Origin of the sequence: Methylocella sp. CPCC 101449 (assembly GCF_031921685.1) — a bacterium.
In the GTDB taxonomy this organism is placed as follows: Bacteria; Pseudomonadota; Alphaproteobacteria; order Rhizobiales; family Beijerinckiaceae; genus Terripilifer.
In genome coordinates this window covers 1,789,854-1,813,168 of sequence record NZ_JAPDHU010000002.1, presented here as the reverse complement: position 1 = coordinate 1,813,168, position 23,315 = coordinate 1,789,854, and the positions used below count along the sequence as shown (strand labels likewise).

At 61.9% G+C, this 23,315-nt stretch carries 13 protein-coding genes and 1 riboswitch; of the genes, 4 read left to right on the top strand and 9 right to left on the bottom strand.

Features of this window, described 5'->3' with window-relative positions; translation table 11 throughout:
• Position 1 precedes the first annotated feature (1 nt).
• A complete protein-coding gene (asnB, locus tag OIM99_RS19550; RefSeq protein WP_311852126.1) occupies positions 2-1,804 on the bottom strand; it encodes an asparagine synthase (glutamine-hydrolyzing) in 1,803 nt (600 codons plus the stop codon).
• Between the two features lie 254 nt (positions 1,805-2,058).
• Between asnB and OIM99_RS19545 the strand changes: the two genes are divergently transcribed.
• Entirely contained in the window at positions 2,059-3,996 is a 1,938-nt protein-coding gene (locus tag OIM99_RS19545) for an alginate lyase family protein (protein ID WP_311852125.1), read from the top strand.
• The gene (locus OIM99_RS19540; RefSeq protein WP_311852124.1) at positions 3,993-5,087 is read left to right on the top strand and encodes a glycosyltransferase family 4 protein; all 1,095 of its coding nucleotides are present in this window, start codon (positions 3,993-3,995) and stop codon (positions 5,085-5,087) included. Before OIM99_RS19545 ends, OIM99_RS19540 begins: the two co-directional genes overlap by 4 nt.
• Here OIM99_RS19540 and OIM99_RS19535 read toward each other — a convergent pair.
• The 5 genes from OIM99_RS19535 to OIM99_RS19515 form a co-directional block, all read right to left on the bottom strand.
• Positions 5,072-6,379, bottom strand: coding sequence for a cellulase family glycosylhydrolase (locus OIM99_RS19535; RefSeq protein WP_311852123.1), 1,308 nt, complete (start codon positions 6,377-6,379; stop codon positions 5,072-5,074). The two genes, OIM99_RS19540 and OIM99_RS19535, sit on opposite strands and share 16 nt — an antisense overlap.
• A 133-nt stretch (positions 6,380-6,512) precedes the next feature.
• Entirely contained in the window at positions 6,513-9,620 is a 3,108-nt protein-coding gene (locus OIM99_RS19530) for an efflux RND transporter permease subunit (RefSeq protein ID WP_311852122.1), read from the bottom strand.
• Positions 9,617-12,748: an efflux RND transporter permease subunit gene (locus OIM99_RS19525; RefSeq protein ID WP_311852121.1), complete on the bottom strand. Its 3,132-nt coding sequence runs from the start codon at positions 12,746-12,748 to the stop codon at positions 9,617-9,619. Before OIM99_RS19525 ends, OIM99_RS19530 begins: the two co-directional genes overlap by 4 nt.
• Positions 12,749-12,799: 51 nt before the next feature.
• Positions 12,800-14,041 carry an efflux RND transporter periplasmic adaptor subunit gene (locus tag OIM99_RS19520; protein WP_311852120.1) on the bottom strand — a complete coding sequence of 414 codons (1,242 nt, stop codon included), beginning with the start codon at positions 14,039-14,041 and terminating at the stop codon, positions 12,800-12,802.
• Positions 14,038-15,486, bottom strand: a complete 1,449-nt coding sequence (locus OIM99_RS19515; RefSeq protein WP_311852119.1) for an efflux transporter outer membrane subunit — start codon at positions 15,484-15,486, stop codon at positions 14,038-14,040. The genes OIM99_RS19520 and OIM99_RS19515 overlap by 4 nt, the downstream gene beginning before the upstream one ends.
• A 655-nt stretch (positions 15,487-16,141) precedes the next feature.
• On the opposite strand from OIM99_RS19515, the gene OIM99_RS19510 reads away from it, so the two are divergent.
• Positions 16,142-18,511, top strand: coding sequence for a TonB-dependent receptor (locus tag OIM99_RS19510; protein WP_409371526.1), 2,370 nt, complete (start codon positions 16,142-16,144; stop codon positions 18,509-18,511).
• A gap of 54 nt (positions 18,512-18,565) precedes the next feature.
• On the opposite strand, the gene OIM99_RS19505 is transcribed toward OIM99_RS19510, so the two are convergent.
• On the bottom strand, positions 18,566-19,633 hold the full coding sequence (locus OIM99_RS19505; RefSeq protein ID WP_311852117.1) for a TRAP transporter substrate-binding protein: 1,068 nt from the start codon (positions 19,631-19,633) through the stop codon (positions 18,566-18,568).
• Positions 19,634-19,739: 106 nt separating this feature from the next.
• Positions 19,740-21,584 carry a phosphomethylpyrimidine synthase ThiC gene (gene thiC, locus OIM99_RS19500; protein ID WP_311852116.1) on the bottom strand — a complete coding sequence of 615 codons (1,845 nt, stop codon included), beginning with the start codon at positions 21,582-21,584 and terminating at the stop codon, positions 19,740-19,742.
• Positions 21,585-21,666: 82 nt separating this feature from the next.
• Positions 21,667-21,768, bottom strand: a riboswitch (TPP riboswitch).
• A gap of 218 nt (positions 21,769-21,986) precedes the next feature.
• Here thiC and OIM99_RS19495 point away from each other — a divergent pair.
• Positions 21,987-22,568, top strand: a complete 582-nt coding sequence (locus tag OIM99_RS19495) for a hypothetical protein (RefSeq protein ID WP_311852115.1) — start codon at positions 21,987-21,989, stop codon at positions 22,566-22,568.
• Here OIM99_RS19495 and OIM99_RS19490 read toward each other — a convergent pair.
• On the bottom strand, positions 22,565-23,314 hold the full coding sequence (locus OIM99_RS19490) for a peptidase (protein ID WP_311852114.1): 750 nt from the start codon (positions 23,312-23,314) through the stop codon (positions 22,565-22,567). The two genes, OIM99_RS19495 and OIM99_RS19490, sit on opposite strands and share 4 nt — an antisense overlap.
• Between the last annotated feature and the right edge of the window lies 1 nt (position 23,315).

Genomic DNA, 23,315 nt, shown 5'->3' with positions numbered 1-23,315 from the left:
CTCACGAGATGGCCCGCAAAGCGCGGACGTTATGTTCGAGCAGATAGAAAGCCCACAATTTGTCCGGAATATTGGTGCGGCCGCTGAGATGCCAATCGATCATTTTGTCGAGGGCACCGGGGCGGAAATAGTCACGCTGCCACGTGCTGGCGAGAGCGTCCAGCAGCCGCTCCTTCAGCGACGTGCGGAACCAGCGTGACAGCGGCAAGTCGAAGCCGACCTTGCGCCGATCGATGCAGGAGGCGGGGATGTGGCGGCGGGCCAGCTTCTTCAGGATGACCTTTTGCGAGAAGCCATTGATCAGGTGGCGATCTTCGAGGCCGGCGGCGAAATTGGCGACCGTGCGGGTGACGAAGGGCACCCGTGCTTCGACCGACGCATGCATGGTGGCGCGATCGGCGGCGGTGAGCATGTCGTCGGGCAAACGATAGCCTTGGTCGAGCAGCAGAGCTTCGCTCAGGGATTTGGCGAAGGGTGCTTCGCCCACGGGAACCGCGAACAGTTCTGGCGCCAGCCAAGGCTCGACGATCATGCTGGTGCCGTGGAAGGCGCAGTCGCCGGTGGCGAGCCGTGCCGCATGGACGAGGCGCGTGCGATGGGGCGCGAGTTTTTCCAAGCCCTGGGCGATGACCGGGAAGTGGCGTGCCGCCGGATTGAGCTTGCGTGCCATGGCGAAACGCCATTGCTGATGATAGCCGCCGAAAAACTCGTCGGCGCCTTCGCCGGCCAATAGAACCTTGTAGCCAGCCTCGCGGGCAAAGCGCGACAGGGCATAGAGCAGGACGGTGGAGGGATTGGCGACCGCATCATCCATGATGAGCGGCCAGTCGGCGATCAAACCGATGAATTCGTCATCCTCGCAATACATGACGTGGTGGCGCAGACCGTAGCGCTGTGCCACGGCGGCGGCGTGCTGGCTTTCGTCATAGGTCTTGTCGCGAAAACCGATGGTGAAGGCGGCGAGATGATCGGTATGGCGCGCGGCGAAAGCGGTCATCAGGCTGGAATCGATGCCGCCGGAAAGCAGGGCCGCGACCGGCACGTCAGAAATCAGGTGGCGTTTCACCGACGCGTCGAGGATCTGTTCGAGCTGGTCAAGCAGTTCGGTCTCGGTGCCGCGCACCGGATCGAGGCGGCGCGGCTCGGCCCATTTCAGGCTTTCCAACGTCCAGGTTTCGAGATCGAGCACGAAGGCGTAGCCGGGGGCGACCTCGATTACATCCTTGAAAATGGTGTGCGACGAACGCATGCCGCGCGAAGTGTAATATTCGACGAGCGAATCCGGATTGATCTCCTTCTTCGACAGCGCCATCAGCGGCGGCAGGGTCGAGGCGAAGGCGAAACGTTCGTCGTCCTTGTAGAAATAAACCGGCTTGATGCCGAATTCGTCGCGGGCGATGATGAGGCGTTTGCGGGTTTGATCGAGATAGCCGAAGGCAAACATGCCTTCCATGCGGTTGAGCGCCGGCAGGCCACCGGCACCGAGCGCATGCAGCAGGACTTCCGTATCCGACGTGGTGCGATAGCTGAAGGCTGGATCGCGCTGCTCACGGAAATTGTAAATCTCGCCATTGAAGACGATCGCGCCTTGGGCATCCGCCATCGGCTGAGCGCCGCCGGAAAGATCGATGATGGAGAGGCGCGTGTGGATCAGATCGACCGCGACGTCCGGTAACGGGTGATAGGTCTCATGTCCGTGCGCGTCAGGGCCGCGCAGCGCCAGATGTTCGAGAGACAGGCGGACAAATTTGTCGCGTAGCCCCGAATCCGGTTTGCGCAGCGCCAATCCCGCAATTCCACACATGCCTATATCCCGTACTTGCCCGTACTCGGCTTCTTTGGCTGAGGCATGGTCGATCGGCGTTGGTAGATCCATCTACCTTCGTCTTTGCGCACACCCTGTTCCAGAGACCTTGTCCCAAAATGGGACACGGCGTGATGACCACATTTTTTATTCCAAGTGTTGTGCCATACCTCTCATTTACAGAATGCTTCTACGATCTCAGAAAGCAGGCCCTTTCTGGCCCTGATGAGGACTTGGGGTGAGGACTGGGGCCGATGTTGGAGCGGTTGCGTTGGTATGGCGCGCGTCTGTCGACGATGAGTGTGCCGGAGATCGGCCATCGCGTCGTGGAATTGGGCCGGAAATCGCGATTTCGGGCTGAAAAGCGTGGCTGGGAGGCGATTTCCGCTGATTTTTCCGGCGCCTTCGCTGATCTGAGTGACCTGCGGGCGCGGCTGCGTCGGGTTCCTTTGTCGTGCGGCGCTGGCTTCGATCCGGCGCAGGCCTTGGGGCGCCGCTGGCCCTCTGCTCACTTTGACGGCGCGCGTCCGCGCGAAAACCTATGGTTTTTCGATCCCATATCGGAACGGTCCTGGCCCGGGGCGGAGCAGGCGGCTTTTGACATCGACGTGCGCTCTACCAGCGCCGTCCCCGACGAGCAGCGCCGCTACGGTGACGTTAAATTCGTCTGGGAGCCGGCGCGGCTCCAGGCCTTGCATTGGCTGGCGGTGCGGGCGGCTCATGGCGAGGCCGGCGCGTTCGAAGACGGGATGGCCTGGGTGCGCTCCTGGATGGCGGCTAATCCGCCGTGGCGGGGCGTCCACTGGACATCGGGTATCGAGATCGCGCTGCGCATCGTCTCGGTCACTTTGTTGATCGCCAGTGATGGCGCCGCGGCCGCACGGCCCGAATATCGTTCGGAGCTGCTGCGCTTCCTGACGGCGCATGCCATCTGGCTGGCGCGCTTTCCCTCGCTCTATTCCTCGGCCAACAATCATCGGGTGGCCGAAGGGCTTGGCCTGCTCTTGGCGGGTTTGGTTTTGCCCGGGTCCCAGCAGGCGAGAGCCTATACGCGGGAAGGCCGGCACATTCTGGAGACGGAAGCCGAACTGCAGATCCTGCCGGATGGCGTCGGCGCCGAACAATCGCCGACCTATCAAGGCTTCACCATGGAAATGCTGGCGCTGGGTCAGCTCGTGGCACGCGCGCTTAGCCGGCCGCTGGCCGGTGTCGACGAACGGCTGCGGCGCGGTGCGGCTTTTCTGGCCGCCTTGCAGGACGATGTCGGGCAGGTACCGGCGATCGGCGATGACGATGAAGGCCGGGTCGTAACCTGCTCAGGGGTGCCGGAGCCGCTTTATGTGGCTTCGATCGTTCATGCGATGGCCGGGCTGCTCGGGGAGGCGAGTTCGTCATGCGTGGCGCCGGGCTATCTGCGCGAAGCCCTGTTCGGTGCGCCTGATGCCGTGGCGCGGGCATCGCGCCGCTCGTTCAAGGACTTTGCGGCGGGCGGCTATGCCGTCGTTCGCGACGAAGCGGTGGATCATCGATATCACCTGATCTTCGATCGCGGGCCGCTCGGCTATCTGTCGCTCGCTGCTCATGGCCACGCCGATGCGCTGGCGCTTTGGCTCAATGTCGATGGCCAGCCGTTGTTCATCGATGCCGGCACCTGGCTCTATCATTCCGGACGCGAGACGCGGCATGAGCTGCGACGCTCCCTGGCGCACAATACATTGTCCATACAAGGCCGGTCGCAGAGCGAGCCTTCGAGTGCGTTCTCGTGGAAAAATATCGCCAAGACCGAAGTCCTGTTCACGTCGCCGCAAGCCTGGGCGGTGGAAGGCGCGCATGACGGCTATCTGAGCGCCTTTGGCGTGCGTCACGCGCGGCGGATCGCCCGCAACGACGCTGGTTTCGTCATTCAGGATCGGTTGATCGGTGCGCGGACGCCGCTCGCCGCTACGTGGAACTTCCTGCTTGCCGAAGATGTCGCGGCGAAAATCGTCGATGCGGCCGTGGTGTTGTCGCGCGAGGGACGTCCTCTTGCATCGATCCGCTTGCCGGCGTCGTTAACCGCTCGTGTGGAGCAGGGAACCTATGCGCCGCAATTCGGTGTATTGCGGGAAACGCAACGTATTGTGCTGGCCGGTGACATCGGCGAAGAGGGATGTATGATCGCCGTTTCATTTGCCGCGACTGAGAATTCATGACCGAAACCGGATCCGTTTCGCAGAAGCGCCTGCTTATCATCTCGCCCGTTGGCCTTTTTGGGCAGGGCGGGATCGATCGCCTGTTGTTCTATTTTCTCGACGATCTGCGCGAGAGAGGTCAGCCTATGATCTTCGACCTCATCGGCGCGCGCGGTGAGGCGAAGGGATGGCGCTGGGTGCCGCATTTCGTTTTGGCGCTGGTACGTTTCACTTGGCTGCTGGCGACGCGTAGCTACGGCCTCGTTCACATTCATGTTTCGACCGACGGCAGCGCGTTACGCAAACAGGCGTTCGGGGCTGTGGCACGGTTGCTCGGTGTGCCCTATGTCATTCATTTCCATGGCATGATCAGCGATGAAACGATCGCGCGGAACCCGCTGTGGTTGCGGGCTCTTGGTCGTCTGGCGCGAGGTTCCGATAGCGTCATCGTGCTGGGCGAGGCGTTCCGTAAACCGTTCAGGGATGCACTGCGGGTCGAGAACAGCCGCATCGAAGTCATCTATAATGGCGTGCCCGACATTCGTGCCGATGCGACAATTCCACGTCTCTACGATGGGGTCTTGTCTCTGTTGTTCTGTGGCGAGATCGGCAATCGCAAGGGGGTGGACCTTCTCATTTCGGCGCTGGCGCAACTCAAATCCGACGATTGGGAGTGCACGATTGCCGGCAATGGATCGATGCAGCCCTATGAGGCCGCCATTGCCGAAGCTGGGATCAGCGAACGCCTGGATATAAGGGGATGGTTGAGCCTGCCGGAGGTGCATCAGTTGATGCAGCAGGCGGACGTGGTCATTCTGCCGTCTCGGGCCGAGGCTTTGCCTTTGTCTCTCATCGAGGGCGCTTGCGCCGGCAACGCTTTGATCGCAACGAAGATCGGCGCGGTGGCGGAAGTGGTTCACGAGGGCGTCAACGGCTTCCTGGTGCCGCATGATCCAGCCGCCATCGTGGCGGTGATCAAACAGCTCACGCAGGAGCCGATGACACTTGCTGGCATGCAGGAGCAGTCGCGGAAGCTTTATGAAGAACGCTTCACCGTGCCTGTTTTCGTCAATGCCATCCTGGCGATCTATCGGCGCTACGGCGTGGTTTGAGGCCGCGGTCGCACGGTCAAGCCGAGCGCATTGAGCGTGCCGTCATGCAAGGGCAGGGCATTGCGCCGCTCGACGAGGCCCATCTGCGTGTCATTGATATCCCATAGGGCCCAGCCAAACCCACGGCGTTCCGCGGAGATTCGAATCGAGCGCATCCAGGCTTCACGATCATAGGCCTTAGCGCCAGGTTGATCGACCGTTTCGCGCATGATGCCGAATTCGCCAAGATAGATGCGCTCAGGCGGCACGCTGTTTTCGCTTGCCCAGGCCTCGACCTTGCCGAAATCGGTTTTGATGCGTTCCTCGGAGAATTTCGATTTGTCGTATTGTTCGACTGCCTCGATCGCCTGCTTCTTCAAGAGTTCACGGTCGGCGATGGGCGGATTCGGATCGACGTCGATTTTGGCGGCGATCAAGGCAGTGACCGCCTGAACGTTGGTGCGCTCCGCCGGCCATGCGAGGCCGGAGAGATAGCGGAAGTAAAGCATGTTGGACTGAGAGGTCACGACGCCCTGGTGAGTGAACACATGCGGGTCGTAGTAGTGGAAGCTCCAGAACAGGTTGGTGTCGTTGAAGCTGGCCGGCTCCAGCGACAGGAGCCCCGTGATGCCGCCGCCGGCGGCGCCGGAGAGCACTAGGGGAAGGGCCGGATTGGCCTGGCGGACGGCGCTGTGCATCGCACCGAGCATGCGCCGCCAGCGAGCTGCGGTGAAACCGTCATAGCCATAAGGCGGTTCGTTCATCACTTCGAGGGCAACGCGGCTCGGATCGAGCTCCCGCATGGCGTCCGCCACGGAAGCGAGGACCGCGACATAGGCCTTGAACAAGGCGCTGGTTTCGTTGCCGACGATACGTTCGGGCGCGAAACGTTCGACCTGCTGGGTGGGATGAAAGTCGACGACCACTTGCAGATCCTCGGCCAGGATTTGTTTGCACCGTTGCAGCAGGATCTGGTTCACCTGTCGCAACTGCGCCGGATCAGCCTGCAGAAAAGGGCCGGGGTCGACGGTCAAGCGGATATGATCGAGGCCGCTTTGGCGGAAGGCGCGCAGCAGTTCCGGGCTGGTGTTGAAATGGCTGGCGCCGAAGGGCGGCCAGGCATAGCGCTGCGCATTATTGGGCTCGACGTCGGCCCAGTTCATCATCGTATGGATCGATCCGCCGCGGCGCAGGCGCGGTGCAGCCGCAGGGGCCGACGATACGGGTGTCCCGATGCCGATGAATGGCAAAGTGCCGACGCAAGCCGCCCCGGCTGCTGAAGCCAGCAACATGCGGCGTGACAGGGGCTTCATGTTTCGCATCGGTCCAGTTCCGTTCGGCGACATAGCGAATGTTCTGAATTGGCACAGACAGATGTGCCCGTTCAGAAATGCCAACCGCCGTTCCTCGCACCGAGCAAATCGCGCGCCGGTGACGTTAACGATCTTATGTTGCGGGCCGATCGGACAAGGCGGCCTTTTGCAGCAAGCTTTCGCGATTGCCGCGTTCGAAACGGCTCATCAGCATATAGATCAAGGGGGTCGAATAGAGCGTCAGCAGTTGCGAGACGAGCAGGCCGCCTACGATGGCGATGCCGAGTGGCCGGCGCAGCTCAGAACCGGGACCATGGCCGAGGGCCAACGGCAGAGCGCCGAGCATGGCGGCCATCGTGGTCATGAGAATGGGGCGGAAACGCTCCCGACAGGCTTCGATGACGGCTTCGGCGGGTGTGAGATCGCGCGCGCGGCGTGCGGCGATGGCGAAATCAACCATCATGATGCCGTTCTTCTTGACGATGCCGATGAGCATGATGATGGCGATGAAGGCGACGAGTGACAGCTCCGTCTTCGTCACGTTCAGCGCCAGCAGGGCGCCAAGCCCCGCCGACGGTAGGGTGGAAATGATGGTCAGTGGGTGAATGAGGCTTTCGTAGAGAATGCCCAGCACGATGTAGACGCAGATCAAAGCGGCGACGATGAGCCAGATCTGGCTTTGCTGATTTTCGCGGAAGGCTTTCGCATCGCCGGCGAAATCGGCGGTGATCGTGTCGGGCAGGTGGAGATCGGCGACCGCTTGGCGCAGCACGCGAGTGCCCTCATCCAGTGTTATGCCAGAGGCCAGGTCATAGGTGATGGTGATCGCCGGGAAGGGGCCTTGATGATTGACGGAAAGTGCCGTCTCGCCCCGCTGGATGCTGGCGACCGCCGAGAGTGGCACCTGGGTGTTGTTGGCGCCGGGCACATAGATGCCCGTGATGTCGGTGGGGTCGCGTTGCCGTGTCGGCGTGACCTCCAGGATGACCTTATATTGGTTGCGCTCGGTGTAGATCGTCGCGATCTGGCGCTGGCTGAAGGCATTGGACAGGGCGGCCGTGATGCTTTGAATGTTGACGCCCAGGCGCGAAGCCGCCGTCCGGTCGACGACGATATTCGCCTGTAAGCCGCCATCGTCGCGGTCGCTTTCGACATCGACCAATTGCGGTGTGCGGCGCAATTTCTCCAGCACCTGTTCGGCGGCGCGATCAAGCCCAGAAAGATCGCTGCTCCATAATGTGAATTGATAGGTCGAGCGTCCTTGCCGCCCGCCCATGCGCACGTCCTGCTGGGCGACGAGGAAGGTTTGCATGCCGACGACCCGCGCGAGTTGCGGGCGCAGTCGGGCGATCACCGCTTGCGACGAGGCGCTGTTGGGTCCGCTCGTGCGCACCGAAATATTCATGCGACCGGAGCTGACCGAACTGCCGGTGCCGATGAAGGACGCAACGGCCTCAACGGCGGGATCGGCGCGGATGATGTCCGTGACCCGTTGTTGCAAGGCGAGCGTCGCCTCGAAGGACGAATCGTCCGACGCGCTGGTCCAACCGGCGAGCAAGCCTGTGTCATCCTGCGCGAACCAGCCTTTGGGTGTCGTACGATAGAGATCGACGGTGAGAACGATCACCGCCAGGAAAATCAGCAGTCCAGTGATCGGATAGCCCAGGGCGAAGCGCAGGCTGCGTTCGTAGGCCCGCAGGATCCAGGCGAAGAAGTCTTCCATGGCCTGATCGATGCGTCCGCGCTGACCATGGACCGGCGGCATGGTATGGGCGCAGAGCATGGGCGTGACCGTCAGCGACACGATCATCGAAACGATGATGGCGAAGGTCAGGGTCAGCGAGAATTCGCGGAACAGGCGGCCGGGAATTCCGCCCATGAACAGGAGGGGGATGAACGCGGCGATCAGCGACAGGCTGATCGAGACGATGGTGAAGCCGATCTGTCCGGTGCCGGCGAGAGCCGCCTGGAGCCGCCCCATCCCGGCTTCCATATTGCGATGGATGTTCTCGATCATGACGATGGCATCGTCGACGACGAAACCAACCGCCACTGTGATCGCCATCAAGGACAGGTTGTCGACGGAAAAGCCGCAGAACCACATGGCGCCGAAAGTGCCTGCGAGCGACAGCGGCACGGCCACGGCGGCCGCAGCGGTGGAGGATACGCGCCGCAGAAACAGGAACACCACCATCATCACCAGCCCGATGGAGATGGCCAATGTCATCTGCAAATCGAGGATCGATGCTCGAATGGTGGTCGAACGATCCGACATGATCGAGAAATTGACGCCCGCCGGCATCCATTTGCGCAGTTCCGGCAGAACCTCCTTCACGCCGTCGATCGTATCGATGATGTTGGCGGTCGCTTCCTTGGTGACATTGATGATGACCGCCGGCTGGCCGTTGTACCAGCCGGCGGTGCGGCTGTTACGAACGCCGGGGGTTACGGTGGCGACATCGCCGACCATCACCATGCGGCCGTTCTGCGAACGGATGGGGATGCGGGCATATTCCTCGCTCGTCTCGAGCTGACCGGCCATCCCCAATGTTTCCGCCCGGCCTTCGCTGTCGAAAGCGCCAAGCGGGGAAGTGACGGAGGCGCTGACGATGGCGGTACGGATATCGTCGAGCCCGATTCCCATGGCGGCGAGGCGGGCAGGGTCGGCGCGGACACGGATCGCCGGTTGTTCAGCGCCGCTGACCGTGACTTCGCCGACGCCGCGCACCTGCGCGATGCGCTGGGCGACCAATGTGTCGGCGACGTCATACAGCGCTGACGAGGGCAAATTGCTTGAGGTCATCGCCAGGATCAGCACTGGCCGAGATGCCGGGTTGAACTTGCGCATGCGCGGGAAGGCCGGCAGATCGGATGGCAGATTGGTCGCGGCGGCATTGAGTGCCGCCTGCACGTCGCGCGCGGCGCTCTCGATCTTCCGGTTGAGATCGAACTGAATGATGACGTTGGAGGAACCAAGCGCGCTGGTCGAGGTGATCTCGCTGACGCCTGCGATCGAGCCCAGGGCACGCTCCAAGGGTGCCGCGACCGAGGAGGCCATGGTTTCGGGATCGGCACCCGGCCGGCTGGCGGAGACGACGACGGTGGGAAATTCGATCGACGGCAGACTGGCGACCGGCAGAAAGGCATAAGCGACGAGGCCGGCGATCATCACGGCAGCCGCGAGCAGCGATGTTCCGATGGGGCGGGCGATGAACAGGGCCGACGGGTTGAGAGAGCTCATGGTGCGGCCTCGCCCTTGCGCGCTTCCGCCAGCGCCGTCTCGGCACTGATCTTGCGGCTGCCGCCGAGGCGCAGACGCAGGCGCTCCACCGCCAGATAAACCACGGGCGTGGTGTAAAGCGTCAGCAATTGGCTGAGCAGCAGGCCGCCGATAATGGAAACGCCGAGTGGCACGCGCAATTCGCTGCCGATACCCGTGTCGATGGCCAGCGGTATGGCGCCGAGCAAAGCGGCCAAAGTGGTCATCATGATCGGGCGAAAACGCAGCTTGCAGGCGCGCACGATCGCTTCGGTCGGCGACATCCCTTGTTCGCGCTCGGCCGAGATGGCGAAGTCGATCATCATGATCGCGTTTTTCTTGACGATGCCCATCAGCAGCACGATGCCGATCAAGGCGATCACCGAAAGGTCGTGTCCCATCAGGTTCAGCGCCAGCAAGGCACCGACACCGGCCGAGGGCAGGGTCGTCAAAATCGTGAAGGGATGCGCCAGGCTTTCGTAGAGCACGCCGAGCACGATGTAGATCGAGATCACCGCCGCGAGGATCAGCCACGGTTGGTTGGAGAGCGCGCGCTGGAATTCGGCCGCGTCGGCATGGAAGCTCGCCGAAATATTCGTCGGCAGGTCGATGGCGCGTTGGGCCCGTTCCACCGCATTGACCGCATCCCCGAGCGAGGCGCCTGGACGCAGGTTGAAACTGAGGGTGGACGCCGGGAATTGATCCTGATGGGCGATCAGCAGCGGAGCCGTGGTACGCACGATCCGGGTGAAGCTGTCGAGCGGCACCTGCACGCCGCCGACGCCGGCGACATAGAGGCGCGACAGCGAAGAGGGGTCGTCCTGATACGCCGGAGCGGCTTCAAGAATGACGCGATATTGGTTGGCCTGGCCATAGATCGTTGAAATCTGCCGCTGGCCGAAGGCGCTGTTCAAGGTGTCGGCGATCGATTGGATGGAAATGCCAAGACGGCCGGCCTTCTCGCGATCGATGTCGACGAACGCCCGCAAGCCGCCATCCTGACTTTCATTGGCGGGGTTGCGGATGATCGGATCGTTGCGCAGTTCGGCGAGCAGGCGCTGGCTCCAGCGGTCGACCTCGACCGGATCGGCGCCGGACAATGTATATTGATATTGCGAGCGGCTGCTGCGGGTCGAAATCTGAATGTCCTGCACCGGCTCGAGATAGATATTGGCGCCGGGCACTTCGGTGACGGCAGCGCGCAGACGCGCGGCGATTTCGGCCGCCGTACTTGTTCGCTCGTCCTTCGGGTGGAGCACGATGGTCAGCCGGCCAGTGTTCCCCGTGGCGTTCAGCGGGCCGATGCCGAGCACTGAGACGACATCGGCGACGTCCTTATCATCGCGCAGCCGGCGGGCGACGTTGGTCTGCAGGTCGGTCATCTCGCGGAAGGAGGCGTCGGGGGCGGCTTCCAGCACGGCGCTGATCAGGCCGGTATCCTGGGTCGGAATGAAGCCCTTCGGCATCGCCGCGTAGAGATAGACGGTGAGCGCCAGGGTCGCCAACGTGATCAGGATGATCAGCGGCTGATGGTGCAGCGCGCGGTCGAGGGTGCGCTCGTAAACATTCGCCATCCACTCCAAGGGTGCTTCGACCAGGCGCACGAAGGCGTTGTGCTTTTCGTCATGGCCCTCCGCCTTCAGGAGTTTGGCCGACAACATCGGCGTGATGGTCAGAGAGATGATGGCTGAGACGACGACGGCGATGGTCAGCGTCAAGGCGAATTCGCGGAACATGCGGCCGACGAGGCCGGTCATGAACAAGAGCGGAATGAAAACCGCGATGAGCGAGAAGGTCAGCGACACGACCGTGAAGCCGATCTCACGGGCGCCGTCCAGAGCGGCGTCGAGCCGATTCTTGCCTTGTTCGAGATTGCGGACGATGTTTTCGATCATGACGATGGCATCGTCGACGACGAAACCGGTGCCGATGGTCAGCGCCATCAGGGACAGGTTGTCGAGACTGAAGCCGGCCAGATACATCACGCCAAAGCTGGCGACGATCGACAGTGGCAGGGTGATGCCTGCGACGATGGTGGCGCGCATCGACCGCAGGAAGAGGAGCACCACCAGAACGACCAGGCTGATGCTGAGAATGAGGGTGAACTGCACTTCGTGGACCGAGGCGCGAATGGTTCTGGTGCGGTCCTGAACCACTGCGATTTCAACGCCAGCCGGGATCAGCCGTTGCAGGCGCGGCAGTTCATGGGTGATGCGGTCGGCGGTTTCAATGATATTGGCGCCGGGCTGTTTCTGCACGTCGAGAATGACCGCCTGGCGGCCGTTGAACCAGCCGCCGACGCGGACATTTTCCAGGCCGTCGACCACCTGGGCAACGTCGCGCAAGATGATCGAGACATTGTTGCGCGAGGCGACGACGATGTTGCGATAAGCCTCGGCAGTGGCGATCTGGTCGTTGGCGGAAATGATCCAGGATTGCGAGGCGCCGTCGAGCGTGCCCTTCGATCCGGCGACATTGGCGTTGGCGATGGCCTGGCGCAAATCGTCGATGCCAATCTTATAGGCCGCGAGCCGGGCGAGGTCGGCGCGAATGCGCACGGCCGGGCGCACGCCGCCTTGAACGGAAACGAGGCCGACGCCACTGATTTCCGACAGGCGCGGCGAAATCAGCGTATCGGCCAGGTCGCTCATCACGCGCAGCTCGACGCTGTCAGATACCAGAGCGATTGAGACGATCGGCGCGTCGGCCGGGTTCACTTTCGAGTAGATCGGTGGATAGGGCAGGGTTCTCGGCAGCAGGGCGGAGGAGGCGGAGATCGCCGCCTGCACGTCCTGCGAGGCGGCTTCGATGTCGCGGTCGAGGTCGAACTGCAGGGTGATCTGGCTGTAGCCGAAGGACGATTGAGACGACATCGACACCAGCGACGGGATCTGTCCGAACAATCGTTCGAGCGGTGCCGTCACGGTCGAGGCCATCGTTTCCGGATTGGCGCCCGGCAACTGTGTCTTGACGAGAATGGTCGGGAAATCGACCTGCGGCAGTGAGGACACCGGCAGGCGCGTGTAGCCGAGCAGGCCACACAGGAGAATGGCCACAGCCATCAGGCCGGTGGCGACCGGGCGCAGAATGAATGGTGCCGATATGTTCATCTCACCATCATGGTGCTGTTGCCCTTAAGGCGTTGCTCTGTGTTGAAACCGTTAGCCGCGGCGGCCGCCGCGACGCCGTTGTTGATTTTGACTCTCCTCAGCTGCCGGTGCCGGCTGCACCTCATCGTCGGCGGTAGCTGAAACTTTCGCCTCGTCGGTCAATCGGCCGAAGCCGGTGATGACGATACGTGCCCCCGGCTCGACGCCTTTTTCGATCACCGCCAGCTTTTCGTCCTGCCGCGTAACGGTTACGTCGGTCATTTTCACGGTGCTGTCGTCGCGCAGCACATAGACATAGGCGCCGCGGGGGCCACGCTGAATGGCGGCGGAAGGGGCGACCGTCACGCCGCGCAGCACGTCGATGAAGGCGCGAACGTTGACGAACTGGCCCGGCCAAAGGCGCAGGGTCGGATTGGCGAATTGCGACTTGATGCGCACGGTGCCGGTGGCTTGATCGACCTGATTGTCGATCACTTCCACGGTGCCGGTTTCGATCACCGTCGTATTGTCGGGCTCGAGCGCTTGCAGGACGATCTTGGCACGGGCCTGGGCGGCATTCAGGGCCCGCAACTGCTGCTGCGGCAGATTGAAGAAAATGCTCAGCGGGCGCAGTTGCGTCAGCGTGACGACGCCGGTCTGGTCCGACGAGCGGACGATATTGCCGACGTCGACCAGGCGAATACCCGTGCGCCCGTCAACCGGGGCGCGAATGGTCGTGTAATCGAGGGTGATTTTGGCGCTGTCGATGAGAGCCTGGTCGACCCGCACCTGCGCTTCCAGCTGGGCGACGAGGGCGCGTTGCGTGTCGGCTTGCTGTTTCGAGCCGAAATTGGTCTGCGCCAGCCGTGTGTAGCGTTCGAGATCGAGGCGGGCATTGGCGAGCTGCGCTTCGTCCTGCGCTTTCTTGGCGACGGCCTGGTCGTATTGCGCCTGATAGGTGCGCGGATCGATGCGAGCGATCACATCGCCGGCTTTCACATCCTGGCCTTCGCGGAAGGCGATTTCGGTGAGTTGTCCGTCGACCTGCGCCCGCACGGTGACGGTGTTGAGCGCCTGCACGGTGCCGACCGCGTCGGCCGTGACCGGAACATCGTCGGTTTTCACGCGGGTGACGAGGACCGGGATCGGCTGGCCACTCTGGCCGCCCCAACCGCCGCGTCCGCTATTGGCGGCCTGCTGCGCGCGCTGGGGGAGCCAGCCGCCGAGTGGCGACGGCAATTGGATCCAGCGGGTGAAATGGGCGTAGACGAGCACGGCAAGGAGGGCGACCGCGATGACAATCAGCCGTTTCATGGCGTGGCCTCCGCCGGAAGCGAGGCAGGGACGGTGATCGCAGGATCCGCGGCAAGCATGGGATCGACATATTCACGGGTGAAGCCGCCGCCAAGGGCCTGATAGAGGCTGACGATGGCGAGGAGGCGCTGATAGCGTACCAAGGTTAGAGCATCTTGGGCCGAGAACAGATTGGTCTGAGTGTTGAGCAAGATCACGATGTCGATGACACCTTCGTTCAAGCGCTGTTGGCTGATGTCATAAGCGCGTCGGGCCGCGGTTACCGCCATGGCCTGCAGACGTTCCTGCTCGGCATATTTGCGCACGGCGATCAGGGCGTTTTCGACGTCGGTCAGCGCGCTGACGATAGCCTTGCGATAGTTGGCCAGCAATTCGTTGCGTTGGCCCCGTCGCGCGTCGAGCTGGCCTTGCAGATTGTAGCCATCGAAGATCGGTTGGGTCAGGCTGTCGGCAACCGACAAGGCGAGGGCATCGGCGCGCAGCAAATTTTTGAGCGCGGCACTGGCAAGGCTGGCGTTGCCCGTCAAAGTGATCGTCGGCAGGAAGGCAGCGCGAGCGGCGACGATATTGGCTTCTCCCGCCAGAAGGCGCGCCTCGGAGGCGGCAATGTCGGGTCGGCGCAGCAGCAATTGGGAGGGCAGCCCGGGCTTCACCTGGGGCAGGGCCAAGGCGCTGAGCCGGCCGCCTTTGACGGTGATGCTTTTGGGCGTGCGGCCGAGCAAAGCCGCAACGACATTCTTCTGCTGTTGGGCCTGGCGCTCCAGCACCGGAATGTTGACGCGCAGATTGGCTAGCACGCTTTCCTGTTGCGCGACGTCGAGTGCTGTCCCGGTGCCGACATCGACCCGGGCGCGAATGGCGTTGAGCACCCGCTCGGCGGCGCGGATATTATCGCGCGCATAAAGCAAACGGTCTTGCGCGACGAGAACCTGGAAATAGGCATTGGCCAAGGTGGCGAGGGTCGTCACGACCAAAGTGTCATAGTCGAAGCGGCTTGCGACCGCGCCGATGCGTCCGGCCTCGGCCAGAGAGGCGTTGCGTCCCCAAAAATCGATCACATAGCTGGCTGAAAGGCCGATGTTGAAATTGCTGTTGTAGTTGGGCGTGAAGGGGCCGGAGGAGGCGCCCAAAGTGCCGGGCGAGCGGCTGCGTGAGGCGCTCTGGCTGGCATTGATCTGCGGATAAAGAGCGGCGCCAGCGATCATCATCTGGGCTTCCGCCTGCGCGAAGCGGGCGAGGGCGGCGCCGAGATCGAGATTGCCGTCCAAAGTCATGGAACCAAGTTCGGTCAGTTCCCTCGAGCCGAAGGCGGCGAGCCAATCCTGGCTGACGGCTTTGGCGGATCGGCCCGGGGCTTCACGATAGCGCCCCGCAAGCTCGGGCCCTGCGGCGCCGATGCGTTCCGAATCGAGCGCACAGCCGGAAACCAAAGATGCCGCCAGCATGATCGTCCCCGCGGGGCGCACGCGCCGTTGGGTCAAGGAACTAATGAATCGCCACACCACGCTAACCTGCCGTCTTGGCCTAACCTGTTGTCTTGGACCGTCTATGCCTGCGTCGAACGCCCTGTTCGATTCCGGGTGCAGCGATTTCATATTTAACGGAAGCGAACATGACGGGAAACTGATCGGAGCTTCGTCCGCCGACAAGTTACAAGTTGGTCATCCACGACCCGATCGACCACATCGCGTCTTCCAGATCACAATTGTGACATTCCCGCCACACGGAACAGGGGATTTTTCGGGGCACCGTGCCCCGGCAAGCCCCTCGGTAAGTCTGCGGTGCGCCCGTGGCGCCGTGCCTGGCTGGAGAATGTCCTTGTTTCGCAGGGGCCTAAATCTCGGATTCTATTTAGAAGAATTATAAAAAGCTTATTTCCAACACATTCTAATTTAGAACAAGAATAAATCTGATCGCATGCCGCTCGATTGACAGTAAAACCTGACTCAAACTAGGTCGAATTACGTCAAAATTACGAAAACCCTAGTGTTTTTGTTTCGATTCTAAAGTCTGGAGGCATGAAAAACGATGAGCGCCCCGTCCATCCCCGTGTCATTACGTCCAATTCCGCAGGTTGCCGGCGTTAAATCCAAGCGGAAAATGGATGTGCCCGCGCGGGCCATGACGGCAGCGGCGATCATTGCCGTCGCGCCCGTTGCGCCGGCGCTCGCGCAAAGCGGAAGCTCGGCTTTGCCGTCGGTCACCGTCGATGCGCCCCAGCAGAAGGCCCGTCCGGCCGCCGTGCGCGCCACCCAGCGCCCGACGCGTGCTGCCGCCGCACCCCGCCGTCGCGCGGTTCGCGCCGCTGCTCCGGCTGCTCCGGTCATCGCCGCGCCAAATCCCGCCGGCGCCGGCGTTCCCACGGTTCCCGTTGAGGCCGACGCCAATCCCTACGCCCAGCCCGGCGTGCCCTACAAGGTGAACCGGCTGGCATCGCAGAAATTCGTCGATCCGATCATCAATCAGCCGCGCACCGTCGTCGTGATCCCCAAGGAGGTCATGGAAGACAAGGGCGCGACTTCGCTGCGTGAATTGGTGCGCACGACGCCGGGCCTGACGCTGGGCACGGGCGAAGGCGGCAATGCGTTCGGCGACCGTATTTTGATCCGTGGCTTCGATGCCCGTTCCGATATCTTCATCGACGGCGTGCGCGATCCGAGCGTCGGTATCCGCGAGAACTTCAACATCGAGCAGGTTGAAATTCTGAAAGGCCCGAATTCGAGCTTCGCGGGTCGTGGCACCACCGGCGGTGCGATCAACCTGGTGACCAAGAAGGCGACCGACGAAAGCTTCCGTCGTGTCGATGTGACCTTGGGCAACGCGCGCACCAAGCGCGGCACGATCGACATCAATCAAGTGATCACACCCGAATGGGCTGTGCGTATGAACGTGATGGGCCAGAAGTCCGGCGTCGCCGAGCGTGACCGGGTCGAGGACAATCGTTACGGCGTGGCGCTCTCGACGACTTTCAAGCCGAGCGATCGGCTGAAGTTTGTCGCTGACTATACCTACATCAAGTTTGATGGGCTGCCGGATTGGGGCGTGCCCTATAACCGCACTTTGCTGAAGCCGTGGACGGAATTGGGCGTTCGCCGCAGCAACTACTACGGTCTCGTCAACCGCGACTTCCAGCGTTACGGCACGTCCGCCGGCTCCTTCGCCATGGAAGCCAAGCTAACCGATTGGATCACGCTGAATTCACGCTTCCGGGCGGGCAAGTCGATCCTCGATTATGTGGCGACGCCGCCGGAATCGGTCAACACCACCAATCCGAATCCGCTCTTGTGGACGACCCAAGGCAATCCGAAGAGCCGTTATCAGGTCACGAGTTTCTATACGAACCAGACCGACGTAACGCTCAAGTACAATACCGGCCTGGTGCAGAACACCACGGTCGCTGGCGTTGAATTCTCGCGTGAACGGACATCACGCGAGAGCTATGTAGGCTTGGCGTCGGAAGCCTTCCCGTCGCCGACGACCGCTAGCGGCTCCTATACATTCAATCTCTGGAACCCGTTCAACGACGCGGCTTTCCCGAATGAGCCGCGGCGCAACTTCCAGCCGACGGTCATCAATATCGATACCCAGGCGGCGTACCTCATTCATAACGCCAACTATAACGACTTCATCATCTTCAACGGCGGTATCCGCTACGACCACTACAATATCGCGCTACGTCCGTTCGCGCCGACGCCGGCGAGCCCGCGGTTGAGCCGTTCGGATGGCCTCTTCAACTATAACGCCGGCCTGACCATCAAGCCGCTGCCGAACGCCAGCATCTATGCGGCGATCGCGACCTCATCCAACCCGGTCGGCGCGGATGTCGACGGTGGCGCGTCGGATTACGGCGGGCTCGTCGCCGGCAATGTGGCGGCTGGTCCCGAACGTAACACGGCTATCGAAGTCGGTACCAAGTGGGAGTTCTTCAACCAGAAGCTTCTGGCCACGGCCGCTTTGTTCCAAACGACGAAAGACAATGCGCGCGAGCAGATTGGCACGGTCGTTGTGGGTTCGGGCGCTTACCGCGTGCGGGGTGTCGAATTCGGCCTCAATGGCAAGATCACCGACAATTGGAGTGTCTACGGTGGCTTGGTGTTGATGGACTCAAAGGTGACGAAGACGGCCATCGCCGCGAACGTGGGCCGGCAGCTCGCCAACGTGGCGCATCAGTCCTTCAATCTGATGAGCAAATATCGCATCAACCAGTACTTCGAGGTTGGTGGTCAGGCGACCTACACCTCCAAGCAGTATGGTGGAACGCTGGCGGCCACGACCGGCAACGTGCTGCCGTCGTCCTGGCGTTTCGATGCCTTTGCCGACGTGCACATCAACAAGATGTTCGCTCTGAAGTTTGCCGTCTACAATATCTTCAACACGCGCATCTACGATGCCTTCTATCGCAGCAACACGCCGTTCACCTATATGGCGCCGGGCCGCCTGATGACGGTGACCGCGACGATGAAGTTCTGATTTCGATCAGAGCGTCGATCCAGACAGGAACGCCGGGCATCGCCCGGCGTTTTTTTATGGGGCGCGGAGCGCCTGTTCCATATAAGTCCCGATGCGCGACCAGGTGTTGCCGGTGCCTAGCGCATCGCGATAGGAGGCGACGATTTTCGCAGTCAGCGGACTGGTCTTGGCCTTGTTCTCGATGACGGCCGCGGCCTTCTCCCGCGCTTCTTTGATGAAGTCGGCCGGGAAGGGCGTGATTTTCGTGCCGAGCTTGGCGAGTTCGATGATCGCGCCGGCGTTCATCTGTTCGGCTTCGGCAAGGCCGGCTGAATGTTCGGCCGAGCAGGCGGTTTCGATGATGCGTTGTAGATCGGCCGGCAGCTTGGCGAAGGCGGCGAGGGAGATCAGCGCTTCGCCCGCGCCATTCGGCTTGTTGAAGCCTGGCATGTAGTAAAAGGGCGCGATGCGGTAGAGGCCGAGGGGCAGATCGTTGGCGGGCGAGAGAATCTCCACCGCGTCGATGGAACCCTTTTCCAGGGCCGTATAAATGTCACCGGGCGGGATATTCTGCGGGGTCGCGCCCATGGCGGCGTAAACGTCGCCTCCCATGCCGGAGACGCGGATGCGCATGCCGGAGACATCGCGGCTGCTTTCGATCGGTTTGCGGAACCAGCCACCCATCGATGGCCCCGTATTGCCGGCCAGCAGACCCCGCACGCCACGCGGCCGGTAGAGTTCGTCCCAAAGCTGCTGGCCGCCGCGATGTTCGATCCAGGTTTGATGGGCGAGCGGCCCCAGACCGAACGGGGCGGTGGTGAAGAAGGCGGCGCCGGGCAACGTGCCATCCCAGAAGAACGAAGCGGTATGGCCCATTTCGACGGCGCCGGAAGCAACACCATCGAAAACGCCGAAGGCGGGAACGACGGCGCCGGCTGGAAAGACATCGACGCGCAGCCGGCCGCCGCTCATGGTCGTGATGCGCTCAGCCAATCGATCGGCGGAAACGCCGGGACCGGGCAGGCCCTTGGTCCAGGAGGTGGCCATGCGCCAGACAATCGGCGTTTGGGCACGGGCAACGGCTGGTGCCGCCAGCGGCAGGACAGCGGTGCCGGCCAAGATACGCCGTCGTGTCGGGTTCATCCGTGCATTCTCCCTTCCGCCTGATGAGTGTCAGGCGGGTCAATCTTGATCTTGATGTCGTGCATGCCCGTTCGGAGCCGGGCATGCAATCGTTTTATAGCGAGCTTTATTGCTTGACGTAGAGCTTGCCGCCGCCCTCAAGGAATTCGCGGCTTTTTTCGGCCATCCCTTCTAGGGCTGCTTTCTCATTGTCGAGCATGGCCGCCGCTTCCACTCGCAGATCCTGCGTGATTTTCATCGAGCAGAATTTCGGTCCGCACATCGAGCAGAAGTGCGCCGTCTTATGGGCGTCCTTCGGCAAGGTTTCGTCGTGATAGGCGCGCGCGGTATCGGGGTCGAGACCGATGTTGAACTGGTCTTCCCAGCGGAATTCGAAGCGCGCCTTGCTCATCGCATCGTCGCGGATCTGCGCCGCCGGATGGCCTTTGGCGAGATCGGCCGCATGGGCGGCGATACGATAGGTGATCACGCCGGTTTTTACGTCGTCGCGATCGGGCAGGCCGAGATGTTCCTTCGGCGTGACGTAGCAGAGCATGGCCGTGCCGAACCAGCCGATCATCGCCGCGCCGATGCCGGAGGTGATGTGATCGTAGCCCGGTGCAATGTCTGTCGTCAGCGGTCCAAGCGTGTAGAAGGGCGCTTCGTGGCACTCCTTGAGCTGCTTCTCCATGTTGATCTTGATCTTATGCATCGGCACATGGCCGGGGCCCTCGATCATCACCTGACAGCCCTTTTCCCAGGCGATCTTGGTGAGTTCGCCCAGGGTTTCCAACTCGCCGAATTGGGCGGCATCGTTGGCATCGGCGATGGAACCAGGGCGCAGGCCATCGCCCAGCGAGAACGACACGTCGTATTTGCGCATGATGTCGCAAATGTCGCCGAAGTGCTCGTAGAGGAAGCTCTCGCGGTGGCCCGCGAGACACCAGCGCGCCATGATCGAGCCACCACGCGAGACGATGCCGGTGACGCGGCGGGCGGTCAGCGGCACATACTTGAGACGCACGCCGGCGTGGATCGTGAAGTAATCGACACCTTGTTCGGCCTGTTCTATCAGAGTGTCCTTGAACACTTCCCAATCAAGCTTCAGCGGGTCTCCGCCGACCTTTTCCAGCGCTTGGTAGATCGGCACCGTACCGATCGGCACCGGAGAATTGCGGATGATCCAATCGCGGATGTTGTGGATGTTGCGGCCGGTGGAGAGGTCCATCACCGTGTCGGCGCCCCAACGGATCGACCACACCATTTTCTCGACTTCTTCCGCCACCGAAGAGGTGACGGCGGAATTGCCGATGTTGGAATTGACCTTTACCAGGAAGTTGCGGCCGATGATCATCGGCTCGAGTTCCTGATGGTTGATATTGGCGGGAATGATGGCGCGGCCGCGGGCGATTTCTTCGCGGACGAATTCCGGCGTCACGAAGGCTGGAATGGCGGCGCCGAAGCTCTCGCCGTCGGCAAGCTTCTCCTGCGCGCCGGCCAGCATTTTCTCGCGGCCGAGATTCTCACGATGCGCCACATAGACCATTTCCTCGGTGATGATGCCGGCGCGCGCGAATTCATATTGTGTGACGTATTTGGCGCCTTCGCCGGAAAGCGGCTGGGTGTTGGCGGGGCAGGCCGGCACCAGCTTGTCGCCACTCACGCCGCCGTTGTCGACGTCCAGAACCGCGCGGCCTTGATAGGCCGAGAAGCCGCGGCGCTCGACCCACGGTTGGCGGATTTTCTTCAAGCCTTTCGACAGGTCGATGCCGGGATCGACTTCGGTATAGGGGCCGGACGCATCATAGACGCGCAGGGCAGGTTCGTTCGGATCCGTGAGAGTGATTTCGCGGAACGGCACATGCACGTCGGGATGGCCCTGGGGCGTGTGATAGACCTTGCGCGAGCCAGTCAGGGAGCCGGTGGTGACGGTTTCGGGAATGAGCGAACTGGGTTTGGGCTGGATATTCATGCGGCGTCTCCGTGACGCCAGACCACAAGCGTCTATCGTTCTCGACGAACCCGGAGGAAAGAATAGGCCACGCCCGCAAATAGGCTTTGCCTGCTCGCCGTCCCTCCGCTGGTGCAAACCAGATCAGGTTCTAAGGGTGTGATCTCAGCTGCCGGACAATCCGGCAGCACCCCTGGCTGTCCGAAAGCTAGCGCGAAAGGGAAGGAACGGCAAGTTTGCTTTGAACCGTTCGAAAAAAGGCAAAAGCCTTGGTTCGCATGTGATCGACCGGATGCCGATGGAACTGCGGTGGTCGGGCGATGGCGGGATTGTGATTTCCAGCCGATTGCGCCGTTTTGATCGCAGTGTTTCCATGCCCGCAACGACGGGCTGTGGCGCGCGGGAAATCCAAAGGTTCATCCCATGAAGAGTATCTTGTTTTCGGGCGTAGCGTTGTTTTTGACGGCTGCTTCAGCCGTGGCGCAGGCGCCCGGCACCTATAACGCGGTGGGTACGATCGAGCGGCTTGATTCGGCTTCGGTTGTCGTGAAGACCGACGCCAATACGGAGACTTTTGCGCTCGCGCCCAGTCTCGTCGTGTTGCAAAACAAAGTCGCGACATTGAACGACATCAAGCCGAACGATTTTGTCGCCTCGGCCGCTGTCGTGAAGGACGATGGCAAACTGCACTCGACCGAACTGCGCATCTTCCCGGAAGCCTTGCGTGGGCTTGGCGAGGGACAACGGCCGATGAGCGGCGCATCCGCCGGACAGACGATGACCAACGCCACTGTCACCGGTACGGTTCTCGCCAACGGCAGCAATACGATGAAGGTGCGCTTTCCCGGTGGAGAGTCCGAACTGGTGCTTGATCCCGGTGTGCCGGTGACGCGGATCGATCAGGTCGAGCGATCGATGTTGAAACCCGGTCTCAAAGTCCGCGTGCAGGCCGTGCGCAATGGCGAGGGCATGGTCGCAAACCGCGTGACCGTGATGTCGGATTAAGGTTTCAGGCGTCCGTAGGGCGGCGCCGGGATGTTGAGGTGCGCCTGTCGCAAAGCTGTCGACCAGCGATCGCGCAAATCATGGAAGTAGGGATCCGTGTTGTCGATGCGACCGTCGAGTGCCAGTTCGATCGCGTCACGCTTCAACACAGCCATGTCGATGGGTAGGCCGACGCTGAGATTAGAGCGCATGGTCGAATCCATCGAAATGAGGCTGAGCTTGAGAGCGTCGCTGACATTGGTGTCGTAGCTGACGGCGCGATCGAGCACCGGCTTGCCGTATTTCAACTCACCGATTTGCAAGAAGGGTGTGTCGGCGGTCGCCTCGATGAAATTGCCGGCGGAATAGATCATGAAGAGCCGCAGGCGGCGGCCTTTCATCTGACCGCCGAACAGGAACGTGGTGCTCGACGAGACATTTTCCTGCTCGAGCATTTCGCCGTTCACCGCGCGTACCCGGCGGACGGCTCGGCCGATCAACTCGGCGGCCGCGAACATGCTGGTGCAATCGAGCAACCGCTCGATCTCTTTGGTTTCCGGATTCTCCATGCCCTCGGTGATGTAGTTCACCACCGTCTGGGTCAGCGACAGGTTGCCGGCGGTGGACAGCAGCATCACCTTTTCGCCGGGCTTCTGGAAAATATGCAGCTTGCGGAAGGTCGAAATGTTGTCGATGCCCGCGTTGGTGCGGGTATCGGCAATCATCACGAGACCTTCGCGCACGAGCACGCCGCAGCAATAGGTCATG